This is a genomic window from Clostridium magnum DSM 2767 (assembly GCF_001623875.1).
GTDB lineage: Bacteria > Bacillota > Clostridia > Clostridiales > Clostridiaceae > Clostridium_AM > Clostridium_AM magnum.
Genome location: NZ_LWAE01000001.1, coordinates 477,822 through 497,044 on the forward strand (window position 1 = coordinate 477,822; position 19,223 = coordinate 497,044).

Annotated in this window: 14 protein-coding genes, 22 tRNA genes and 1 riboswitch; of the genes, 34 read left to right on the top strand and 2 right to left on the bottom strand. The window is 32.5% G+C overall.

Features of this window, described 5'->3' with window-relative positions; genetic code table 11:
• Positions 1–80: 80 nt before the first annotated feature.
• The 7 genes from CLMAG_RS02195 (at position 81) to CLMAG_RS02225 (ending at position 9,427) form a co-directional block, all read left to right on the top strand.
• Positions 81–2,084, top strand: a complete 2,004-nt coding sequence (locus tag CLMAG_RS02195) for a triple tyrosine motif-containing protein (protein ID WP_066617318.1) — start codon at positions 81–83, stop codon at positions 2,082–2,084.
• A 102-nt stretch (positions 2,085–2,186) separates the two neighbouring features.
• The gene (locus tag CLMAG_RS02200; protein WP_066617321.1) at positions 2,187–2,843 is read left to right on the top strand and encodes a lytic transglycosylase domain-containing protein; all 657 of its coding nucleotides are present in this window, start codon (positions 2,187–2,189) and stop codon (positions 2,841–2,843) included.
• 84 nt (positions 2,844–2,927) lie between these two features.
• Positions 2,928–3,644, top strand: coding sequence for a 16S rRNA pseudouridine(516) synthase (locus CLMAG_RS02205; protein WP_066617324.1), 717 nt, complete (start codon positions 2,928–2,930; stop codon positions 3,642–3,644).
• Between the two features lie 333 nt (positions 3,645–3,977).
• Positions 3,978–4,280, top strand: coding sequence for a YerC/YecD family TrpR-related protein (locus tag CLMAG_RS02210; RefSeq protein WP_066617329.1), 303 nt, complete (start codon positions 3,978–3,980; stop codon positions 4,278–4,280).
• A 237-nt stretch (positions 4,281–4,517) separates the two neighbouring features.
• Positions 4,518–6,827: a DNA helicase PcrA gene (pcrA, locus tag CLMAG_RS02215; RefSeq protein WP_066617336.1), complete on the top strand. Its 2,310-nt coding sequence runs from the start codon at positions 4,518–4,520 to the stop codon at positions 6,825–6,827.
• A gap of 12 nt (positions 6,828–6,839) precedes the next feature.
• Positions 6,840–8,846, top strand: coding sequence for an NAD-dependent DNA ligase LigA (gene ligA, locus CLMAG_RS02220; RefSeq protein WP_066617338.1), 2,007 nt, complete (start codon positions 6,840–6,842; stop codon positions 8,844–8,846).
• A 311-nt stretch (positions 8,847–9,157) separates the two neighbouring features.
• Positions 9,158–9,427: a hypothetical protein gene (locus tag CLMAG_RS02225; RefSeq protein ID WP_066617341.1), complete on the top strand. Its 270-nt coding sequence runs from the start codon at positions 9,158–9,160 to the stop codon at positions 9,425–9,427.
• Positions 9,428–9,549: 122 nt separating this feature from the next.
• On the opposite strand, the gene CLMAG_RS02230 is transcribed toward CLMAG_RS02225, so the two are convergent.
• On the bottom strand, positions 9,550–9,744 hold the full coding sequence (locus CLMAG_RS02230) for a hypothetical protein (protein ID WP_066617345.1): 195 nt from the start codon (positions 9,742–9,744) through the stop codon (positions 9,550–9,552).
• A 198-nt stretch (positions 9,745–9,942) separates the two neighbouring features.
• Here CLMAG_RS02230 and CLMAG_RS02235 point away from each other — a divergent pair, with 198 nt between their 5' ends.
• Positions 9,943–11,538, top strand: coding sequence for a peptide ABC transporter substrate-binding protein (locus CLMAG_RS02235; RefSeq protein ID WP_066617349.1), 1,596 nt, complete (start codon positions 9,943–9,945; stop codon positions 11,536–11,538).
• 300 nt (positions 11,539–11,838) lie between these two features.
• On the opposite strand, the gene CLMAG_RS02245 is transcribed toward CLMAG_RS02235, so the two are convergent.
• Positions 11,839–13,230 (bottom strand): hypothetical protein, encoded by a 1,392-nt coding sequence (locus CLMAG_RS02245; protein ID WP_066617354.1) that lies wholly within the window; start codon positions 13,228–13,230, stop codon positions 11,839–11,841.
• A gap of 373 nt (positions 13,231–13,603) precedes the next feature.
• Here CLMAG_RS02245 and rph point away from each other — a divergent pair, with 373 nt between their 5' ends.
• The 26 genes from rph (at position 13,604) to CLMAG_RS02375 (ending at position 19,216) form a co-directional block, all read left to right on the top strand.
• Positions 13,604–14,353 carry a ribonuclease PH gene (rph, locus tag CLMAG_RS02250; protein ID WP_066617357.1) on the top strand — a complete coding sequence of 250 codons (750 nt, stop codon included), beginning with the start codon at positions 13,604–13,606 and terminating at the stop codon, positions 14,351–14,353.
• Positions 14,350–14,955 (top strand): XTP/dITP diphosphatase, encoded by a 606-nt coding sequence (locus CLMAG_RS02255; protein ID WP_066617360.1) that lies wholly within the window; start codon positions 14,350–14,352, stop codon positions 14,953–14,955. The genes rph and CLMAG_RS02255 overlap by 4 nt, the downstream gene beginning before the upstream one ends.
• 3 nt (positions 14,956–14,958) lie before the next feature.
• Positions 14,959–15,429, top strand: a complete 471-nt coding sequence (locus CLMAG_RS02260; RefSeq protein WP_066617363.1) for a metallophosphoesterase — start codon at positions 14,959–14,961, stop codon at positions 15,427–15,429.
• Between the two features lie 121 nt (positions 15,430–15,550).
• Positions 15,551–15,626 (top strand) — tRNA-Pro (locus tag CLMAG_RS02265).
• Positions 15,627–15,668: 42 nt separating this feature from the next.
• A tRNA-Pro gene (locus CLMAG_RS02270) sits at positions 15,669–15,744 on the top strand.
• Positions 15,745–15,765: 21 nt separating this feature from the next.
• Positions 15,766–15,839, top strand: a tRNA-Gly gene (locus tag CLMAG_RS02275).
• A 6-nt stretch (positions 15,840–15,845) separates the two neighbouring features.
• Positions 15,846–15,922: transfer RNA gene (locus CLMAG_RS02280), tRNA-Arg, on the top strand.
• Positions 15,923–15,926: 4 nt separating this feature from the next.
• Positions 15,927–16,002, top strand: a tRNA-His gene (locus CLMAG_RS02285).
• A gap of 5 nt (positions 16,003–16,007) precedes the next feature.
• Positions 16,008–16,082: transfer RNA gene (locus CLMAG_RS02290), tRNA-Gln, on the top strand.
• A 4-nt stretch (positions 16,083–16,086) separates the two neighbouring features.
• Positions 16,087–16,162: transfer RNA gene (locus CLMAG_RS02295), tRNA-Lys, on the top strand.
• A gap of 59 nt (positions 16,163–16,221) precedes the next feature.
• Positions 16,222–16,305: transfer RNA gene (locus CLMAG_RS02300), tRNA-Leu, on the top strand.
• 17 nt (positions 16,306–16,322) lie between these two features.
• A tRNA-Gly gene (locus CLMAG_RS02305) sits at positions 16,323–16,397 on the top strand.
• Between the two features lie 5 nt (positions 16,398–16,402).
• Positions 16,403–16,476 (top strand) — tRNA-Gly (locus CLMAG_RS02310).
• A gap of 6 nt (positions 16,477–16,482) precedes the next feature.
• Positions 16,483–16,559 (top strand) — tRNA-Arg (locus CLMAG_RS02315).
• A 7-nt stretch (positions 16,560–16,566) separates the two neighbouring features.
• Positions 16,567–16,642, top strand: a tRNA-Lys gene (locus CLMAG_RS02320).
• Positions 16,643–16,647: 5 nt separating this feature from the next.
• Positions 16,648–16,723, top strand: a tRNA-Pro gene (locus CLMAG_RS02325).
• 21 nt (positions 16,724–16,744) lie between these two features.
• A tRNA-Gly gene (locus tag CLMAG_RS02330) sits at positions 16,745–16,818 on the top strand.
• Positions 16,819–16,824: 6 nt separating this feature from the next.
• Positions 16,825–16,901, top strand: a tRNA-Arg gene (locus CLMAG_RS02335).
• A 7-nt stretch (positions 16,902–16,908) separates the two neighbouring features.
• Positions 16,909–16,984: transfer RNA gene (locus CLMAG_RS02340), tRNA-Lys, on the top strand.
• 6 nt (positions 16,985–16,990) lie between these two features.
• A tRNA-His gene (locus tag CLMAG_RS02345) sits at positions 16,991–17,066 on the top strand.
• Positions 17,067–17,073: 7 nt separating this feature from the next.
• Positions 17,074–17,149 (top strand) — tRNA-Lys (locus CLMAG_RS02350).
• A gap of 58 nt (positions 17,150–17,207) precedes the next feature.
• A tRNA-Leu gene (locus CLMAG_RS02355) sits at positions 17,208–17,291 on the top strand.
• Between the two features lie 17 nt (positions 17,292–17,308).
• Positions 17,309–17,383: transfer RNA gene (locus tag CLMAG_RS02360), tRNA-Gly, on the top strand.
• 5 nt (positions 17,384–17,388) lie between these two features.
• Positions 17,389–17,462: transfer RNA gene (locus CLMAG_RS02365), tRNA-Gly, on the top strand.
• A gap of 79 nt (positions 17,463–17,541) precedes the next feature.
• Positions 17,542–17,618 (top strand) — tRNA-Arg (locus tag CLMAG_RS02370).
• A 263-nt stretch (positions 17,619–17,881) separates the two neighbouring features.
• Positions 17,882–17,983, top strand: a riboswitch (purine riboswitch).
• A gap of 120 nt (positions 17,984–18,103) precedes the next feature.
• Positions 18,104–19,216 carry a BMP family ABC transporter substrate-binding protein gene (locus CLMAG_RS02375; RefSeq protein WP_066617366.1) on the top strand — a complete coding sequence of 371 codons (1,113 nt, stop codon included), beginning with the start codon at positions 18,104–18,106 and terminating at the stop codon, positions 19,214–19,216.
• The last annotated feature ends 7 nt before the right edge of the window (positions 19,217–19,223 follow it).

Sequence of the window (19,223 nt, forward strand, 5' to 3'; positions counted from 1 at the left end):
AATAAAAGCCTATTACAAAATATGGGATTATAGTATAATATAGTTCATGGGATATTTTAAACAGAGGATGTGTAGTACAAATGAATGAATTAGCTATAAATTTTAATTTAGAAAGTCCGCAAGAAAAAAATTCAAAGATAGTAATAAGTATAGAAGATACATTAGAGGAAGATTTGCTTTACAAATACATGATAGGCTCCAATGGAACTTGGACTACATTAAAGGATTTTACTAATGACAGATCTGTAGAATGGACTCCTAAAGAAGAGGGGAAATATATAATCATGGTTGAAGGCAAAAAAAAAGATGGCCATAGAAGCTTTGATTATATATCAAGGATAGATTACATAATAGGCAAAGTAGAAGAAAAGCTAATAAATAATCTCTCACTAGATCAATATGAGTTAAATTTAGGTGAAAAACTTAATTTATTTGTAGATGCTAATAAGGTTCCTCTTATGTTTAGATATTGGATTAGAGTAAAAGATAAATGGGAAATTATAAAAGATTATTCAGCTGATAACACTTTGACTTGGGTGGTAAAATCAGAAGGAAAAGGACAAATACTAGTTGAATGTAAAAATATAGATTCAAAGAATAGCTATGACGATTTTGAAACCATAGAATTTGAAGTTATACCTCTTAAAGAAATTCAAATTACTGACTTTAAATGCTTAAACTCTGAATTGATAGAGGATACAGAACTTATATTTAAAGTAGAATCTTCCCATAAAGAAGGAAGAACAATATTGTATAAATTCATAAAAATAAATCCTAGTGGTGAAGCTGAATGTGTACAAGATTATTCTACAAAAAAAGTTGTTAACTACGTGGAGGCCAAAAGTGGGGAATATAAGCTGTTGTGCCTAGCAAAAGATATGTATTCTACTAGTATTTTTGATACTAGAGTAGTTATAAATTTTAGAGTAAAAAAATATAACGAATTGATAATAAGAAATTTCACATCAAATTTAAATTCCCCACAGTTGACTGGAACAGAGATCGATTTGATTGCTGAAGTTATAGGAGGAAAAAAAGTTATATACAGATATATTATTACCGGAAGTTGTAGTGAAGATTCCGGATATATAAGAAATAATTCTTATGTTTGGAAGAGCAAGATCCCCGGTAACTATAAGATAACTCTTTGGGTGAAAGACAAATCCTTCGAGGGAGATTATGAGACTTCCGAGTCATTTGATTATGTTGTTGATGAGAGAAGTGAGGAACCTGTAAAGATAGATGATATATTAGTTGATAAAAAGGATAAAATTTTAATAGATGAAAAAGTACAAGCTATTGTACATGCTTCTGGAGGAACAGACTTAAGGTATTCTTTTATCATACGGAAAGATAAAGAGGAATTGGAAAGGATAGATTACGGCACATGTAATTGGATAAATTTCATACCGAAAGAACAGGGAGAATATGAGTTAGATATAAGGGTAAAGGATAAGTATTCTGATAGGGAATTTGATTCTCATTCTGTTATAACTCTAAAAGTCCTAAGATATATTCCGGCCAATATTGATTATGTTCTTTTTCCAATAAGAGAATATTACATGGTGGGAGAGAAAATTGCACTAAATGTAGTAGCGCAAAATACAAAAAATATTTTAATGAAGTATGAATTAAAAATAAATAACCATAAAGTTGAAGAGACAGATTTTGTTGATGAAAAGGGTTATGTATTTACTCCTAAGTGCAGCGGAGTCTATACTGTTGAGATCTTTGGAAAAAACATAGAAAGTGATAAGCCCTTTGATTGTAAGAGAGAAGTTAGAATAGAAGTTCATGAGACCCTTCCGGTAACTAATACTAAGATAACCTGTGATAAGGTAAAGTTTACTTGTAATGACCCGATTAATTTTACTGTTAGAAGCGAAGGAGGGAATGATGTAGTATATGAATTTTTCTTAATGGAGAAGGATGAATGGAATTTAGTTCAGAATTATAGTAAGAAGAATTATTATACTTTTATGCCATTCAGCAAGGATAAGTACAAAATATTAGTATTAGCCAAGAGTCAATATAACAAAGTTTCCTATGAAGACTACGATACTTTTATCTTTAATGTAGAATGAAAGGATTAGTAGCCACCAATTAACTTAAACAATTATATTAAAGTATTTAGAGAAAAGTACGATAACATATGAGTGTAAAGAATATAGAGGTTGGTGAAAAAAATGCAAGTAGATAATAACAAGAATGCTGAAAAACTTTTGCAGTTTCAGTTAATGACTCAAATATTCAAAGAAGCCGTAGGAAACTCAGATTCTTTTTCACTTATGATGGAAAGTTTAACTAAAGCTATGACTGATAGTGATGGAAATATAGATTTAAATATGCTTGGATTAGGAGATCAGGACTTAAGTAATCTTGGATATGGTGCAGGACAAAGATTAAGTTCCATATACAAAGATGTAAATAGTGATGTGAATAGTGGTAATACAAGTATAGATGATGCAGTGGATAGAGCATCTAGAAAATATGGAGTAGATAAAGCTCTTATAATGGCTGTTATAAAGCAGGAATCAAGCTTTAATCCAAAAGCTACTTCTGGTGCAGGGGCTATGGGATTAATGCAGCTTATGCCTGGCACTGCTAAAGAACTAGGAGTTTCTGATGCTTATAACGTAGAACAAAATGTTGATGGAGGTACCAAGTATCTAAAGGGACTGCTTGATATGTATAGTAATACTAAGGAACTAGCCTTAGCAGCATACAATGCTGGACCAGGAACACTTCAACGTAGAGGAGTAAAGGGCACAAGTGATATTACTAGATTGCCTTATGAAACGAGAGACTATGTGCAGAAAGTAATGAAATATTATGGCAAATAAGAACAGTCTTTGATTAGACTGTTTTTATTTTTTTGCTTAAAGGTTATAATACTTAATAGATTAAGATATGTAGGAGGATTTTTCATGGAAAGATTAGATAAAGTTTTGGCCAATCTTGGATATGGAACAAGAAAAGAGGTAAAGGCTATTGTAAAAGATGGAATAGTGGAAGTAGATGATGTAGTAGTTAATGATAGCGGTATGAAGATAGATCCGGAAAAGAGCAAAATTAAAGTTTTTGGTAAATTAATAAACTACAAAAAGTTTATTTATTTGTTGATGAATAAGCCAGATGGAGTAGTTTCTGCTACCTTTGATAATTATGATGAAACTGTAATAGATTTATTGGAACCAGAGCATCAGGTATTTGAACCTTTTCCAGTAGGAAGATTGGACAAAGATACCGTTGGGCTACTATTAATAACAAATGATGGAGAGTTAAATCATAGACTTATATCACCTAAGTGGCATGTAGATAAGGTATACTATGCTGAAATAGATAAAGCAGTAACTGATGAGGATGTTAAAGCTTTTGCAGAAGGTATAGTTTTAGATGATGGGTATAAGTGTTTACCAGCAAAATTAGAAATTTTAGAAGCTGATGAAAATGGTTCAAGAGTTAACGTTACTATTCAGGAGGGAAAGTTTCACCAAGTAAAAAGAATGTTTATTAGCAGGGATAAAAATGTAGTTTATTTACAACGAATAAAATTTGGACCTATTGAATTAGATAATGAACTAGAAGAGGGAACCTATAGAGAATTATCCGAAGAAGAAGTGAAAATTCTCAAGGAAATTTAGTTTAATTTTACTGAAATACAAGAATACATGTAAATTAGTAAAATATGATTTAAAACTATCAATTTAAAATATTTTTTACAATTTAATTTGCAAAAAAACTTGAAATTTCATATCATCTCTACTATAATAGTCATGCAAGGATAAATAAAAGGATAAATAGCCCCCTTTTTATTTATTGACAAGCAGCCCATGCCCCAATGGGCTGTTTTTTTATGCGTTAATACTTTAATACTTGATAGAAGTAAATTTTTATAGATTAATACTTTAATACGTGATAAAATTAAAGAATAAAAGATAATAACAAATACGTAGATTAAATAAGGAGTTGAGCTCATGGAAGAATATAAATCCAAGTTGGAAAGTGAAGCGATGGATTTTTTATGTGAGGCTATACTATCTTTAAAAACTAAAGAGGAGTGCTATAGACTTTTTGATGATATTTGCACTATAAATGAGATAAAGGCATTAGAACAAAGACTTCAAGTAGCAAAAATGCTAAAGAGTAAAAAAACATATCTTGATATCGCAGCTGCTACAGGAGCAAGTACTGCTACAATAAGCAGAGTAAATAGGTGTCTAAATTATGGTAGTGACGGTTATAAGATAATATTAGAAAGATTAAAAGATAAGAAATAGACTAAAAATATATAGAGCAGTTTGTATGGTAAAATTAAAATATTATGTGTTGGTACCACTTATAACCAGTGGATGAATCAGCACATTTTTTTATTTTTTAATGATTAAACTTATGTTGAAATGTTATAATATGAAGTGAAACTTCAATTAGATTGAGGTTAATTTAGAGATCAACGTATTAGAGAGAACAGTCATGAAATAAACATGGCAAAGTAAAAAAGCCAAGGAGTGAATACTATGGATTTGAAGAAACTTTTAAATAAGGAACAGTATGAGGCGGCTGTAACAGTAAACGGACCGCTATTAATTTTGGCTGGAGCAGGTTCAGGTAAAACAAGAGTATTAACTTATAGAATAGCACATATGATAGAGGATTTAGATATATATCCTTCTAAAATTTTGGCTATAACTTTTACAAATAAAGCAGCAGAGGAAATGAGAGAAAGAATAAGAGTTCTAGTTGGTGACCAGGTAGACTCTATGTGGGTTTCAACATTTCACTCAAGCTGTGTAAGGATTTTAAGAAGAGAAATAGATAAATTGGGATACAATAAAAACTTTGCAATATATGACAGCTATGATCAGAAAGTTCTTATGAAACAGTGTATGGAAGAGTTGAATATAAATGATAAAGATATAACAGATAGAGAGATAATAAATAAGATAGGTGAACAAAAGGATAATCTAATATCACCGGAGAAGTTTAAGAAAGAAAATGGGAATAATTTTAGATTAAATAAAATTGCGGATACGTATCTTTTATATCAGAAAAAGTTAAAAAATAACAATGCATTAGATTTTGATGATCTAATTTATAAAACTGTAGAGTTATTTAAAAAGAATCCTGATGTACTTGAATTTTATCAGAGAAAGTTTCAGTACATAATGGTAGATGAGTACCAAGATACCAATAAATCCCAATATGAGTTAGTTAGACTTTTAGCAGTAGCCCATAAAAATATTTGTGTCGTTGGAGATGATGATCAGTGTATATATGCATGGAGAGGTGCAGATATAACTAATATTTTAGATTTTGAAAAGGACTATCCTCAAGCTAAAGTTGTAAAACTAGAGCAAAATTACAGATCTAAAGCTAATATACTAAAGGCTGCAAATGATGTTATAAAAAATAATGCCCAAAGAAAAAATAAAATGCTTAGAACAGATAGTGATAGTGGGCAAAAGATAAAAATATATAGATCTCATTCAGACATTGATGAAGGTATGTATGTTTCCTCTCAAATAAAAAAAATTAAGCAGGAACAGAATAAATCTTTTAAAGATTTTACAGTACTATATAGAACTAATGCACAGTCACGTATTTTTGAAGATGTTTTTATGAAATCTAATATACCTTACAGAATTATTGGAGGATTAAAATTCTATGATAGAAAAGAAATCAAGGATATAATGGCTTACTTGAAATTTATAAATAATCCTCTTGATGATATAAGTTTAAGAAGAATAATAAATGTACCAAAAAGAAGTATAGGAGATTCCACTGTACAAAAAGTTCAAGAGTTTGCAAGCTCAATGGATGAATGCATGTATAGTGTCTTGTTAGATGTGGAACAGGTACTGAATCTTCCAACTAGAGCTGTGTCTTCTATCAAAAAATTTGTAAGCTTAATAAATAGTTTTATAAGAAGTAGAGATCAAATTTCTGTTTCTACTTTAATAAAGGAAATACTAGACAGTACTGGATACTTACAAGAGCTGAAAAGCTCAAAGGATATAGATGATCTTAGTAGAGTTGAAAATCTAAAGGAGCTTGTATCTGCAGCGGCTGAATTTGAAAGTTCATCTGAAGATAAATCATTGTCTGCCTTCTTAGAAAAGGTTACTTTAGTTTCAGATATAGATAACTTTAATGAAGATGCAGATACGGTTGTGATGATGACAGTACATAGTGCTAAAGGACTGGAGTTTCCTGTAGTATTTATGGTTGGTATGGAGAATGGTATTTTCCCAGGAAGTCAATCTTTAAATGATTTTAGCGAAATGGAAGAGTCAAGAAGACTTTGTTATGTTGGAATAACTAGAGCTAAGGAACAGCTTTATATGACTTCTGCAGAAACTAGAAGAGTGTTTGGAAGAACTGTATCCTATTCTCAATCAGATTTTATTGATGAAATATCAGTAGATTTAAAGGAATATGAAGGGGCTATAAGAAGAAGCTTTCCTAGCTTCGGAGGTAGCAATAATGTCGGCATAAATAGCAATTTAAATAGAGGAATAAGTAGTAATCAAAGTAGGGGTATAAGTGGTAATGGACCTAGAAGTAGTTTTAATTCCATAAAACCTCCAATAACTGTTCCTAGTAGTATGTCTTATACTGCCACTGATCGTAATGATAAAGAAAGTAGCACTAATTCTTTAAAACCTGAAAATGTTAAGGCTGGGGTAAAAGTAAAACATAGCAAATTTGGAGTAGGTACAATTGTAAGTGTTTCTAAGAGCGGTAGTGATATTAGATTGACTATAGCCTTCGATAAAATGGGAATAAAAAATTTAATGTATGGAGTTGCTCCACTAGAAGCAGTATAGGGAGGCTAAAGCGTGAGTGAAAATAATGATAAGTTAAAAGTAATTAAAGAGCTTATTGACGAATTAAATAGATATTCATATGAATATTATGTGTTGGACAGTGCTAGTATTTCTGATAAAGAATATGATAAAAAATATGATGAACTAGTTAAGCTAGAGAAGGAAACAAATATAGTAATGCCCTATTCGCCTACACAAAGAGTTGGAGATGTTACACTATCCGAGTTTAAAAAATATACCCATAAGGGTAGGTTGTGGAGTTTGGATAAATCCCAAAGCCTTGAAGGTATAAGAGAATGGGATACGAGAAATAGGAGGATTTTGGAGGAATATAATTCGACTCATGAAGATAAGCTTCCAAAACTTAAGTATGTATTAACTAAAAAGTTTGATGGTCTTACTGTAAACTGTACCTATGACGAAAATGGTGTACTTATTAAAGCAGCAACTAGAGGTACAGGTGTAGTTGGAGAAGACATAACAGCTCAAGCTAAAACAATAAAAACATTACCTCTAAAAATAGATAATGACTATACTATAGAAGTCCATGGTGAAGCAATAATGACCCGCACTGCTTTCGAGGAATATAATAAGAAGTCAGAAACGACCCTTAAAAATTTAAGAAACGGTGCCGCTGGAGCGTTAAGAAATTTAAACGTAAAAGAAACCGCAAAAAGAAATTTATCTGCGTTCTTTTATGATGTAGGGTATAATGAAGGACCTTCTTTCAAAACATATATAGAGATGATGGATTTTATCAGGGAAATGGGACTTCCTATAGATGATTACATAAAGGTGTGCGAAACTGTAGAGGAAATTGAAAAAGAATTAAAGTTTATTGAAAGTATAAGAAGCAATCTTGACTATGACATAGACGGAGTAGTAATTGCAGTTGATGATATTGCAACTAGGGATTTATTAGGATACACTGTAAAGTTTCCTAAGTGGGCTATAGCTTATAAATTTGAAGCTGAAGAAGTTACTACAAGACTTTTAGATGTAGAATGGAATGTTGGCAGAAGCGGAAGAGTAACTCCTACAGCTTTACTAGAACCAGTAGAACTTGCTGGGGTTACTGTTAAAAGAGCTACCCTAAATAATATGGATGATATACATAGAAAAGGTGTTAGAATAGGTTGTGATGTATTTGTTCGCCGATCTAACGATGTTATCCCTGAAATAATGGGTGTAGTGGAGCAAACCATAGAGAATAGTAGAGAAATAGAGGCACCTACAAGTTGTCCTTATTGTGGTAGTGAATTAGTTCAAGAGGGCGTACACTATTTTTGTGATAACACATTATCTTGCAAACCTCAAATGGTTAAGAGTATAGTACATTTTGGAAGTAGAGAAGCTATGAATATAGCAGGATTTAGTGAAAAGACAGCAGAGCAATTATTTGAAAAACTGCAAATAAAGTCTATAGCTGATTTGTATAGAATAGTAAAAGATGATCTCTTAGGTTTAGATAAATTTGCAGAAAAGAAAGCACAAAATCTTATAGATGCTATAGAAAATAGCAAAAATTGCGATTTACCATCCTTTATTTATTCTCTAGGTATTCCTAATGTAGGTAAAAAAACAGCAACAGATTTAGTTAAAACATTTAAAACATTAAATAATATACAAAAGGCTAAAGAAGAAGAGCTTATAGCAGTCCCGGATATAGGTGGCATTGTTGCAAAAAGCATACTAGAGTTTTTTAAAGAGGAAAAGATAATAAGCAGTATAAATGAACTTTTAGAATTAGGAGTAAAGCCTTATTATGAGGAAGAAGAAGTGTCGGAAAGTCCTCTTAGTGGAAAAACTGTAGTTGTGACAGGAACATTAAAAAATTACACCAGAACTGGAATAAAGGAAAAATTAGAATCCCTTGGAGCAAAGGTATCAGGAAGTGTAAGTAAAAAAACAGATTACCTTTTAGCAGGAGAAGCAGCCGGTTCGAAGCATGATAAAGCTTTAGAATTAGGAGTAAGAATAATAAATGAAGAAGAATTTGAAGAAATTCTAAGAAATTAACTATTATGCAAAATTACCTATGAAAAACAGACATTTACAAAATTTCGAAAAGGGTTTATCATGAAGTGGAAACTTGAATTAGATGGGTTTGCAAACCCGTCTAATTCTTAGTTGAACGAATCCAGGGACGTAGCCGCTCTTTACTCACAGTTAAGCAGAGAACCAAAATCTATGATTTTGTGTGAATCGCTTACTCCTCTGACCTGAGGAAGAGGAGTTTCATATAAAGATGGGAGTATTAGAGCGGATAGTCATCGGGTGAAAATGATTTTGTTTGTATAAAATAAAGCACTAATGGGTGGAGGAAAAAAATGAGAAGGGCTATTAATTGCTTAGGCTGGATAGGAGTTTCATTAACTATTTTTACGTTAATATTAACACTCCTTACTACATATCAATTTATATATGTAAAATATTTTAACAGCTATAACACTCTACAATGGTGTATATTTTTTACCATGGTTTTTTTAGCTGCTAGAATGTTTGACTTAAAGGCTAGTCTTAAAAATATAGTATATCCTATAACTTGCATGATAATTGCAGTGGGAACAATATTTTTCATGTATATGAATGTAAGATGAAGTGAAGTTTGAAGATATTTAGGTCTGTTTATAATAATGGACAGCATGCTCGTTAAATACATTTTATGTATTTAACGAGCATTTTTTGAAATAAGTCTTTGATAAGCTATAGATAAGTAATTTTAATTACTATCCTGTTGCAGCAAGGCATCATACTTTTGTACAAGAGTATGCACATGTTGTGTGAGTTTTTCCATGAGATAATTTTTATATTTCAATTGTCTTAATATTTGATTTAGAGTTATAAATCCCCATATTAAAATAAATATTATAGTACACATAGTTAATATACCTAATATTTCTATGGTAAGTATCATTTTAGTTTCCTCCATTTTATTCAGTTTATTTTTACTAATTTACATATGTTGAATTGGAAATGTTTCAAAATATGTAAATATTATATCATAATTCGTACCGATTTAATTTTAAGTTAGAAAATAATACTTGTTTATTTTTCAAAATAAGTGTTAATAATTTAGATAGTGTACTAAGTGAGGGAATTAATGGAGGGAACTATGAAAAGGTTCATTTGTTGTATATTAATTTTAAGTATAATGTTTTCTAGTGGATGTGTTGAAAAAAGTGTGCAGGGAAATAAAAATGAAGAACTAAAAGATTATATGGTCTATAATTTGGGAAAAGCACCAGAAGATTTAATTATGCTTGAAAGTTACGATTTAAGACAGCAGGACTTGTTAGTTAATTTGTTTGAAGGCCTTGTTAGCGAAGATGATAAGGGAAAAATAAATCCTGCAATTGCTGAGAGTTGGGTTTTAAGTAATGATGATACTTGTTATACTTTTAAAATAAGAGAAAATGCAAAGTGGAGTGATGGAAGTGATATTAATGCCGAGGACTTTGTTACATTTTTTTCTGAACTTTTAAGTAAGGATATAGATAATAGATATGCTGAGCAGCTTTATTATATATTTGGAGCAGAAGATTATAGGAAAGGGAAGTGTGACTTTAATGATGTAGCAGTTAGAGCAATTGATAAAAAAAATCTTGAAATAAGATTAAACTATCCTTGTAACTATTTTTTAAATATACTTTCTCAGCCTATATATTCTTTAAGAAAATTAAATGATAGTTTAAAGACATGGAAGAAAGACTACAAGGATATATTATATTCAGGTAGTTTTATTATAGATGACCTTTCGTATAATAATGATATAACTCTAAAGAAGAATATTAACTATTGGAATGAAGATTCAATAAAAAGTAATGAGATTTTGCTTACTTGCATTGATGGTAGTGAGGCAACCCTTGCAGCTTTTGAAAATAATAAAATTGATTTATTTACAAACCCTCCAATCAGTGAATTTAAAGATCTTGTCAATTCAGGAAAAGCACAAACAGCATCCTCCAGTGATTCTAGTTTACTAATATTTAATTTAAAGAAGGAAGGTATAGTCAGGGACATAAATCTTAGAAAAGCGATTTCTATAGGAATAGATAGAAGTAATATAGCTAATGAAATACTTAATGGCACAGTAAAAGAGGCCTTGTCATATATACCCTCTAATATTAGTGACGGTATGAGCGGTAAATTTATAAATAAGGTGTTTTTCAAGAAAGATTTAGAAAAAGAGACTGCCCAAAGTTTAATAAGTAACAGTGAATATGAAAAAAATAAGCAAACTCTAAAATTAATTTATTTAGACACATTAGAGAATAAGAAAACATGTGAAGGTATAGCAAAAAAATTAAATGAAAACTTAAAGATAAAAATAGAATGCCAAGGTTATGAACAAGAAGAATTTTCCGAGGAAATAAAGAAAAAAGATTATGATATGGCTAAGATTGATTGTGAAGGTAATTATGATTATCCATTATCTTTCTTGGAACAGTGGATATCTAGTTCAGATATTAATTTTTATGGATATAAAAATATACAATTTGATGAAAAAGTTATAAAGGCTAAAATGGAAAAAGATAAAATTAAAAAAATAGAGTTATCAAAAGAAGCAGAAAATATATTAATGGAGGATGTACCAGTAGTTCCACTATATTTTTATAATAATATAATTTGTAAAAAAGATAGTATCGAGGGGATATATACAACTAATAAAGGTAATATAAAATTAGATAAGGTATCTGAAAGAAAATAACAAGTCAAAGATGCCTAAAGTATGTGCTAAGTAAAAAACTCCCTATTTTAAGGGAGTTTTTTTGGTAGATTGCTTAGGAATAAAATAAGCACAGCCTGCTTCCAAGCTAAAAACACTTGAAAGTGGAGTAACGTGGTTAAATGTACACTTACCGTTTTTTGAATGCATACAGTTCTCAGAACAACTTATGTCCATCATAAATTTACGTACCTCCTTATCAAGCAGGTTGAAGTCTATTTGCTATAAGGTGCTTGTACTGTGGGTTATATTATTATATCCATAAACTTTAAAAATTATTTTTTAAAGTTTATTAGGAGTTAAGACTTGTATAATGAAGAAGAATATTAGCATATTTTTATAACTATCAAAGGAAAGCCTTGGGTCTTTAAAGATTTCTTTCTTTTTATTATAAGTAACATGTTTTGCAAATACAGGAGCTAATTCATAACTTTCTGGTGTTGGTATTGAGGGCATTCTAAAATGCTGTTCTTCCATCAAATCATCAGGTTTCAAAGAGTAATTTCTATATCTCTCCACATTAGTTAAATCAGGTGCATCAGGCCAGCTTAGAATAATTCCTGAATCTATAATTTGGCGCTTAAATATATCTATAATAATTTCATTACTCTTGTTTTCTTGTTCATTTATATCCGAGTTTATTATGCAAACTAAAAGATATAATATAATTTCAGTACAAGAGAAAGTAATGTCTTTACCTTCAGTATACTTTGTAAAGATTCCTTTTTCAGGGTCATATAAGTCTAAAAGTTTAGAAACTAATTTGTCTGCTTTATCTTTAAATTTAATGATACCAGTGTTCTTATAGAATAGTATATAGTTTATATATTTTAAGCAGTTAAGTTCTATATCTTTAGTTGTAAAAGAAAGCTTAGTATCAATTGAATCTTCGAATAAAAATTCAGATAAATCTAAAAGTAGAAGTTTACATTCTTCATTCTTAGAATACTTATAAAAAGTATTTAATCCTATGCATAATTTAACAAGTTCATCAGCGGGGAGATCATATAATTCTTCTCTATATTCTAAAAACATATTTAAAATGTCTAGAGAAAAATTTTTGTAACTTTCTTTTTCTTCACCTTCCATTAAGTCTGAGCATTTATAAAATGCAGCCATAAGGAGTGCTTGGGATGCAAAACTAAATTTTTTGTCTTTTTCCTCAAACTTTAATTCTTCATCATATAAGTTACCCTGAAACTTTTTATCTATAAATACGCCTTCTTGATTCCTAAAATAAGAAGCATAAAACTCTAATTGCTTATTAGATAATGAACGATAAAGCTCGCTTAAATTGTAGTTATTTGTATCTATGTCCTTAAAATTCTTATAGTAATCTGAAAGATCAAGTAAGCATAATGTCATTAAAGAATTACTATCTATGTTTATTTCCTTTTTAAATTTATCTTCGTTCCAAGTAAGCTTATTATCTAGGTTTATAAGCTTAGGACTCGCCTTTCTATATATACATAAAAGTGGAGAAAGGTCTTTAAATGTGTTAATATCAAAGTTAGAAGTATTTCTCATTTTAAGTTCTTTTGGTGAGCTATATACTCCGCATTTAGAATATAGTACAATTTGATTTAAGGATTCCTTTGCTAAATAAAAGAGTTGATGATTAATATTTTCTTTGTTTAATTTGTTGATTCTTAAAAAGGGACCGATATATTTCAAAACACATACACCACCATAAATTAATCCTTATATTAATAATATGATGGAAACTATAAAATGGTGCTAGTTTATTTTTTAGAAGAGAAAAAATTTTATTTATGTTATTCAAAAGTTTCCTTGTTAAAGCTAGAGGTGGTTAATCATTACTAAAAATACTGCAAAAAGAGAGTATTAAAGCTTTAGTTATAGGTAAAATTATTAAAGGAAAAAGTCTCTTAGTAAATAGTGACATGGAAATAGAACTAATGTATTTTCAGAGAAGTAAACCATTTCTTTTGAAAAAAAATATTTAATATGAAAATAAAAATTAAATATCGTATAATAATTTAGTGAAAAATGATAAGATTTGATATTATATCGAGGAGGTAAAAAAATGAGGGTTGACGGTAGAAAAAATGATCAAACTAGACATATAAAAATAACAAGGAATTATACAAAATATGCTGAAGGTTCAGTTTTAATAGAAACAGGGGATACAAAGGTAATTTGCACTGCATCAATAGAGGATAAAGTGCCTCCATTTTTAAAGGGTAAGGGTGAAGGATGGATAACTTGTGAATATAATATGATACCAAGAGCTACACATATCAGAAAAGTCAGAGATATAACTAAAGGCAAAATGGATGGAAGAACTATGGAAATACAAAGGTTAATAGGCAGGGCTTTAAGATCTGTAGTTGATTTAAAAGCTATTGGCGAAAAGACCATATGGATAGATTGTGATGTAATACAGGCAGACGGTGGAACAAGAACAGCATCTATTTCTGGTGCTTTTATAGCATTAGTAGATGCAGTTAATAAACTGCATAAACATTCACCATTTACTGTGTATCCAATAAGATCCTTTGTAAGTGCTGTAAGTGTTGGAATTGTAAATAATATAAAAATGCTGGATTTATGCTATGAAGAAGATTCTCATGCAAAGGTTGATATGAATATAGTAATGACTGACGCTGGAGAATTTATAGAACTACAGGGTACAGGAGAGGAAAGTCCTTTCTCAAGAAACGATTTAAATGAATTGTTAGCATTAGGAGAAAAGGGCATAAAACAAATGATTCAAGCTCAAAAGGATAGTCTGAAAATGGATTCTTTATGGATTGGAACAGGTGAGAGTAAATGAGAAAGTTAATTGTAGCAAGTAATAATTCCAAAAAAATTAAAGAAATTAAAGAGATACTATCTAAATATCCTGTAGAAGTAGTATCTCTTAAAGAAGCAGGAATAGATGTAGAAGTAGAAGAAGATGGTAATACATTTGTAGAAAATGCGTATAAGAAGGCTATAGAAATATATAAAATTATTCCTGAATGTATGGTTTTAGCAGATGACTCAGGGCTTATGGTAGATTGCCTAGGCGGGGCCCCTGGAGTTTATTCTGCCAGATTTGCAGGAGAACATGGCAATGATAAGAAGAATAATGAAAAGTTATTAAGTTTGTTAGAGAATAAAGAAGAGCATGAAAAGACAGCTAAATTTGTATGCGCTATTGTTTTAGTGTCAGATTATGATAACCTTATAAAGGTTGAAGGGGAATTAGAAGGAGTAATTTTAGACAGAGAAAGAGGTGAAAATGGGTTCGGATATGATCCAATATTTTATGTGCCTAAATATGAAATGACTTGTGCAGAGATGAATTCGGATTTAAAGAACGTTATTAGTCATAGAGCAAAAGCTTTTGAGAAGCTGGAGGAACAAATTAAGAAACATATAATGGAGGGTTAAAAATTGATAATAGGGGTAATAAGTGATACGCATAGACATACATGGGTAGTTGAAAATGCTATAAAAAAGTTAGAAGGATCGGATGTAATTATTCATTTGGGGGATAATGTTCAAGATGTTAAGGAAATATCCAAATATTATAAGGGTCCGATTATAAATGTCAAAGGTAACTGTGATTTTGCGGTAGATACCCCAAGTGAGAGAATAGAGATTATAGCAGGAAAAAAAGTCTTTATTACTCATGGACATAGATATGATGTTAAATATGATCTGTCAAGATTAAGATATAGAGCTTTAGAAGTAGAAGCTGACATTGTGTTGTTTGGACATTCACATGTATCGAAAATAGTATATGAAGATGGGATATGGTTTGTGAATCCTGGAAGCCCAGCTTTATCAAGGGATGGCTTCAATAGTGTAGCTTCTATTGAAATAGAAAAGGACAAGATAAACCCTAGTATAAAGGGGGTTTAGAGAAAAAAATAAAAAAAGTTTAAAATAAGTATTGACGAATATAAATATATCGTGTAGAATAATCTATGTCGTCGGGAGTTAGTAACAACGACGAAACGAATTCAGGAAAGTTCCTGAATGCCGGGGTGTGGCGCAGATGGGAGCGCGCGTGGTTTGGGACCATGAGGTCGCAGGTTCAATCCCTGTCACCCCGACCATAATTTAAAATACAAAATATGACATAAAGGTATATTAAATATCGGGGTGTGGCGCAGATGGGAGCGCGCGTGGTTTGGGACCATGAGGTCGCAGGTTCAATCCCTGTCACCCCGACCACTAATAAAAATATACAAACATGCGGGTGTAACTCAATGGTAGAGTGCTAGCCTTCCAAGCTAGTTACGAGGGTTCGATTCCCTTCACCCGCTCCAAAACATGCGTCTTTAGCTCAGCTGGATAGAGCAACGCCCTTCTAAGGCGTGGGCCAGGGGTTCGAATCCCTTAAGACGCACCATATGGTGGGCGTAGTTCAGTTGGTAGAGCGCCAGATTGTGATTCTGGTTGTCGTGGGTTCAAGTCCCATCGTTCACCCCATACATTGGGATATCGCCAAGCGGTAAGGCACTAGACTTTGACTCTAGTATTCGTAGGTTCAAATCCTGCTATCCCAGCCATTATGGTTTACTAGCTCAGTCGGTAGAGCACTTGACTTTTAATCAAGTTGTCCGGGGTTCGATTCCCCGGTAAGCCACCAAAATAACTTTCTCTATTATTTAAATAGATGAAAGTTAGAATAAAATATGTTTTAATTATGCAGGTGTGGCGGAATTGGCAGACGCACTAGACTTAGGATCTAGCGCCTTAGGCATGGGGGTTCGACTCCCTTCACCTGCACCATTTAAACAACAAAGTTTGCGGGAGTGGCTCAGTGGTAGAGCGTCACCTTGCCAAGGTGAACGTCGCGGGTTCGAATCCCGTCTTCCGCTCCAAACATGCGGGTGTAACTCAATGGTAGAGTGCTAGCCTTCCAAGCTAGTTACGAGGGTTCGATTCCCTTCACCCGCTCCAAAATATGCGTCTTTAGCTCAGCTGGATAGAGCAACGCCCTTCTAAGGCGTGGGCCAGGGGTTCGAATCCCTTAAGACGCACCAAATATGTGGGTTATTAGCTCAGCTGGTAGAGCACCTGACTCTTAATCAGGGTGTCCGGGGTTCGAGCCCCCGATGACCCACCAAATACCGGGGTGTGGCGCAGATGGGAGCGCGCGTGGTTTGGGACCATGAGGTCGCAGGTTCAATCCCTGTCACCCCGACCACTAATAAAAATATACAAACATGCGGGTGTAACTCAATGGTAGAGTGCTAGCCTTCCAAGCTAGTTACGAGGGTTCGATTCCCTTCACCCGCTCCAAAACATGCGTCTTTAGCTCAGCTGGATAGAGCAACGCCCTTCTAAGGCGTGGGCCAGGGGTTCGAATCCCTTAAGACGCACCAAATATATGGGTTATTAGCTCAGTTGGTAGAGCACCTGACTCTTAATCAGGGTGTCCGGGGTTCGAGCCCCCGATGACCCACCAAAAATGGTGGACGTAGTTCAGTCGGTAGAGCGCCAGATTGTGATTCTGGTTGTCGTGGGTTCAAGTCCCATCGTTCACCCCATTATTATGGTTTACTAGCTCAGTCGGTAGAGCACTTGACTTTTAATCAAGTTGTCCGGGGTTCGATTCCCCGGTAAGCCACCAAAATAATTTTCTCTATTACTTGATAGATGAAAGTTAAAATAAAATATGTTTTAATTATGCAGGTGTGGCGGAATTGGCAGACGCACTAGACTTAGGATCTAGCGCCTTAGGCATGGGGGTTCGACTCCCTTCACCTGCACCATTTAAACAACAAAGTTTGCGGGAGTGGCTCAGTGGTAGAGCGTCACCTTGCCAAGGTGAACGTCGTGGGTTCGAATCCCATCTTCCGCTCCAAACATGCGGGTGTAACTCAATGGTAGAGTGCTAGCCTTCCAAGCTAGTTACGAGGGTTCGATTCCCTTCACCCGCTCCAAAATATAGTTTTTAATGATCTTTAGGAAAGTATATATTAAGTTAACTGGAGCGAATAAAAGCGCACTGTTATCCTGTGAGCGCCCATAGCTCAGTTGGATAGAGTGATGGACTTCGAATCCAGAGGCCGCAGGTTCGAATCCTGCTGGGCGCACCAATGTATATAAAATTATAAAGAATAGTATGTAACATTGAGGAATAAAATTCTTCAGTGTTTTTTTGCTTTTAAGGCAAAAAGAAGTGAAACTTGAATCAAGTGAGTGTAAAGACAGAATAGTCATCGGATATAGTTTTCATTGTGAAGTAAAATGTAAAAAAAGCTACTAGGAAGTTTTATAGCTTTATCGACTACAACTAATTAAAAATATATTGATTTCTTGTTGAAATTAGTTTATAATAAAAACGAATATTAGATAAAAAAAAACAAATATTATTCGCACTCATATAAGTTTAGTAATAAGGACTAAACGTCTCTACCAGTTAACCGTAAATTGTCTGACTATGGGTGTTTATATTTAAGTTTATTTTTTGTATGAATTATAGGCTAAAGTATAGACTCTCAATTTTTTTGAGAGTCTATTTTTTTGAAACATAGGAAAATAAATTTAAATATGTAACAAATTATTAATGGAGGTAATAAAAATGAAAAAAATTGCTAGTTTATTTTTAGTGCTAATTTTGGCATTCGGTACATTGCTTACAGGTTGCCAAAGCTCAAGTAATCAGACAAAAAGTACTGACAAAAGTTCTGACAGTAAAAAATTAAAAATTGGTTTTTTATATGTTGGGCCGGTAGGAGATGGTGGTTGGACTTATTCCCACGATGCAGGAAGAAAATACCTAGAAAAAGAATTAGGTGTTACCACAATATATAAAGAATCAGTTAAAGAAGATACTGCTGAGGTACAAAAAGTTATCGAAGATATGATTAACCAAGGTGTTAATGTTGTAATTGGTACAAGCTTCGGTTTTATGGATGGTATGGAAAAAGCAGCAAAGAAACATCCAGATGTTAAGTTTATGCATTGCTCTGGATATAAGACAGCAGAAAATATGTCTACTTATTTCGGAAGAATGTATGAGGCAAGATACCTTTCTGGTATAGTTGCTGGAATGAAAACTAAGACAAATAAAATTGGTTTTGTTGCAGCTTATGAAATACCTGAAGTTATAGGTGGAATAGATTCTTTTGCGTTAGGAGTTCAATCTGTTAATCCTAATGCGGTAGTAAAAGTTGCATGGACTCATACTTGGTATGATCCAGCTAAAGAAAAGGAAGCTGCTAAAGCTTTATTAGATCAAGGTGCAGACGTAATAACACAGCATCAAGATACTGCTGGTCCACAACAGGCGGCAGAAGAAAGAGGTGCTTTTTCAATAGGATATAATACTGATATGAGAGATAAGGCTCCGAAAGCTTATATGACAGCACCAGTTTGGAATTGGGGACCTTACTATGTTAAGCAAATAAAAGCAATTCAAGATGGAACATGGAAATCTGAAAGTTATTTTGGAGAAATGAAGGACGGAATATTTGATCTTGCTGAGCTTACAGCTAATGCTCCTGAAGGCGCAAAAGAAGCTGTAGAAAAGGCTAAAGCAGACATATTATCAGGTAAAAATAAAGTATTCCAAGGAGAAATAAAAGATCAAACTGGAGCTGTAAAAGTACCAGCTGGTCAGGTAATGACAGATAAAGAAATATTAAACATAGATTGGCTTGTTCAAGGTGTTGAAGGACAAATAAAAAAATAACTAGAGA

What these genes read in the sequence shown, in the direction of transcription:
- CLMAG_RS02195 (WP_066617318.1), top strand. Translation starts at nt 81, where the DNA reads ATGAATGAATTAGCTATAAATTTTAATTTAGAAAGTCCGCAAGAAAAA.
- CLMAG_RS02200 (WP_066617321.1), top strand. Translation starts at nt 2,187, where the DNA reads ATGCAAGTAGATAATAACAAGAATGCTGAAAAACTTTTGCAGTTTCAG.
- CLMAG_RS02205 (WP_066617324.1), top strand. Translation starts at nt 2,928, where the DNA reads ATGGAAAGATTAGATAAAGTTTTGGCCAATCTTGGATATGGAACAAGA.
- CLMAG_RS02210 (WP_066617329.1), top strand. Translation starts at nt 3,978, where the DNA reads ATGGAAGAATATAAATCCAAGTTGGAAAGTGAAGCGATGGATTTTTTA.
- pcrA (WP_066617336.1), top strand. Translation starts at nt 4,518, where the DNA reads ATGGATTTGAAGAAACTTTTAAATAAGGAACAGTATGAGGCGGCTGTA.
- CLMAG_RS02225 (WP_066617341.1), top strand. Translation starts at nt 9,158, where the DNA reads ATGAGAAGGGCTATTAATTGCTTAGGCTGGATAGGAGTTTCATTAACT.
- CLMAG_RS02230 (WP_066617345.1), bottom strand. Translation starts at nt 9,744, where the DNA reads ATGATACTTACCATAGAAATATTAGGTATATTAACTATGTGTACTATA.
- CLMAG_RS02235 (WP_066617349.1), top strand. Translation starts at nt 9,943, where the DNA reads ATGAAAAGGTTCATTTGTTGTATATTAATTTTAAGTATAATGTTTTCT.
- rph (WP_066617357.1), top strand. Translation starts at nt 13,604, where the DNA reads ATGAGGGTTGACGGTAGAAAAAATGATCAAACTAGACATATAAAAATA.
- CLMAG_RS02255 (WP_066617360.1), top strand. Translation starts at nt 14,350, where the DNA reads ATGAGAAAGTTAATTGTAGCAAGTAATAATTCCAAAAAAATTAAAGAA.
- CLMAG_RS02375 (WP_066617366.1), top strand. Translation starts at nt 18,104, where the DNA reads ATGAAAAAAATTGCTAGTTTATTTTTAGTGCTAATTTTGGCATTCGGT.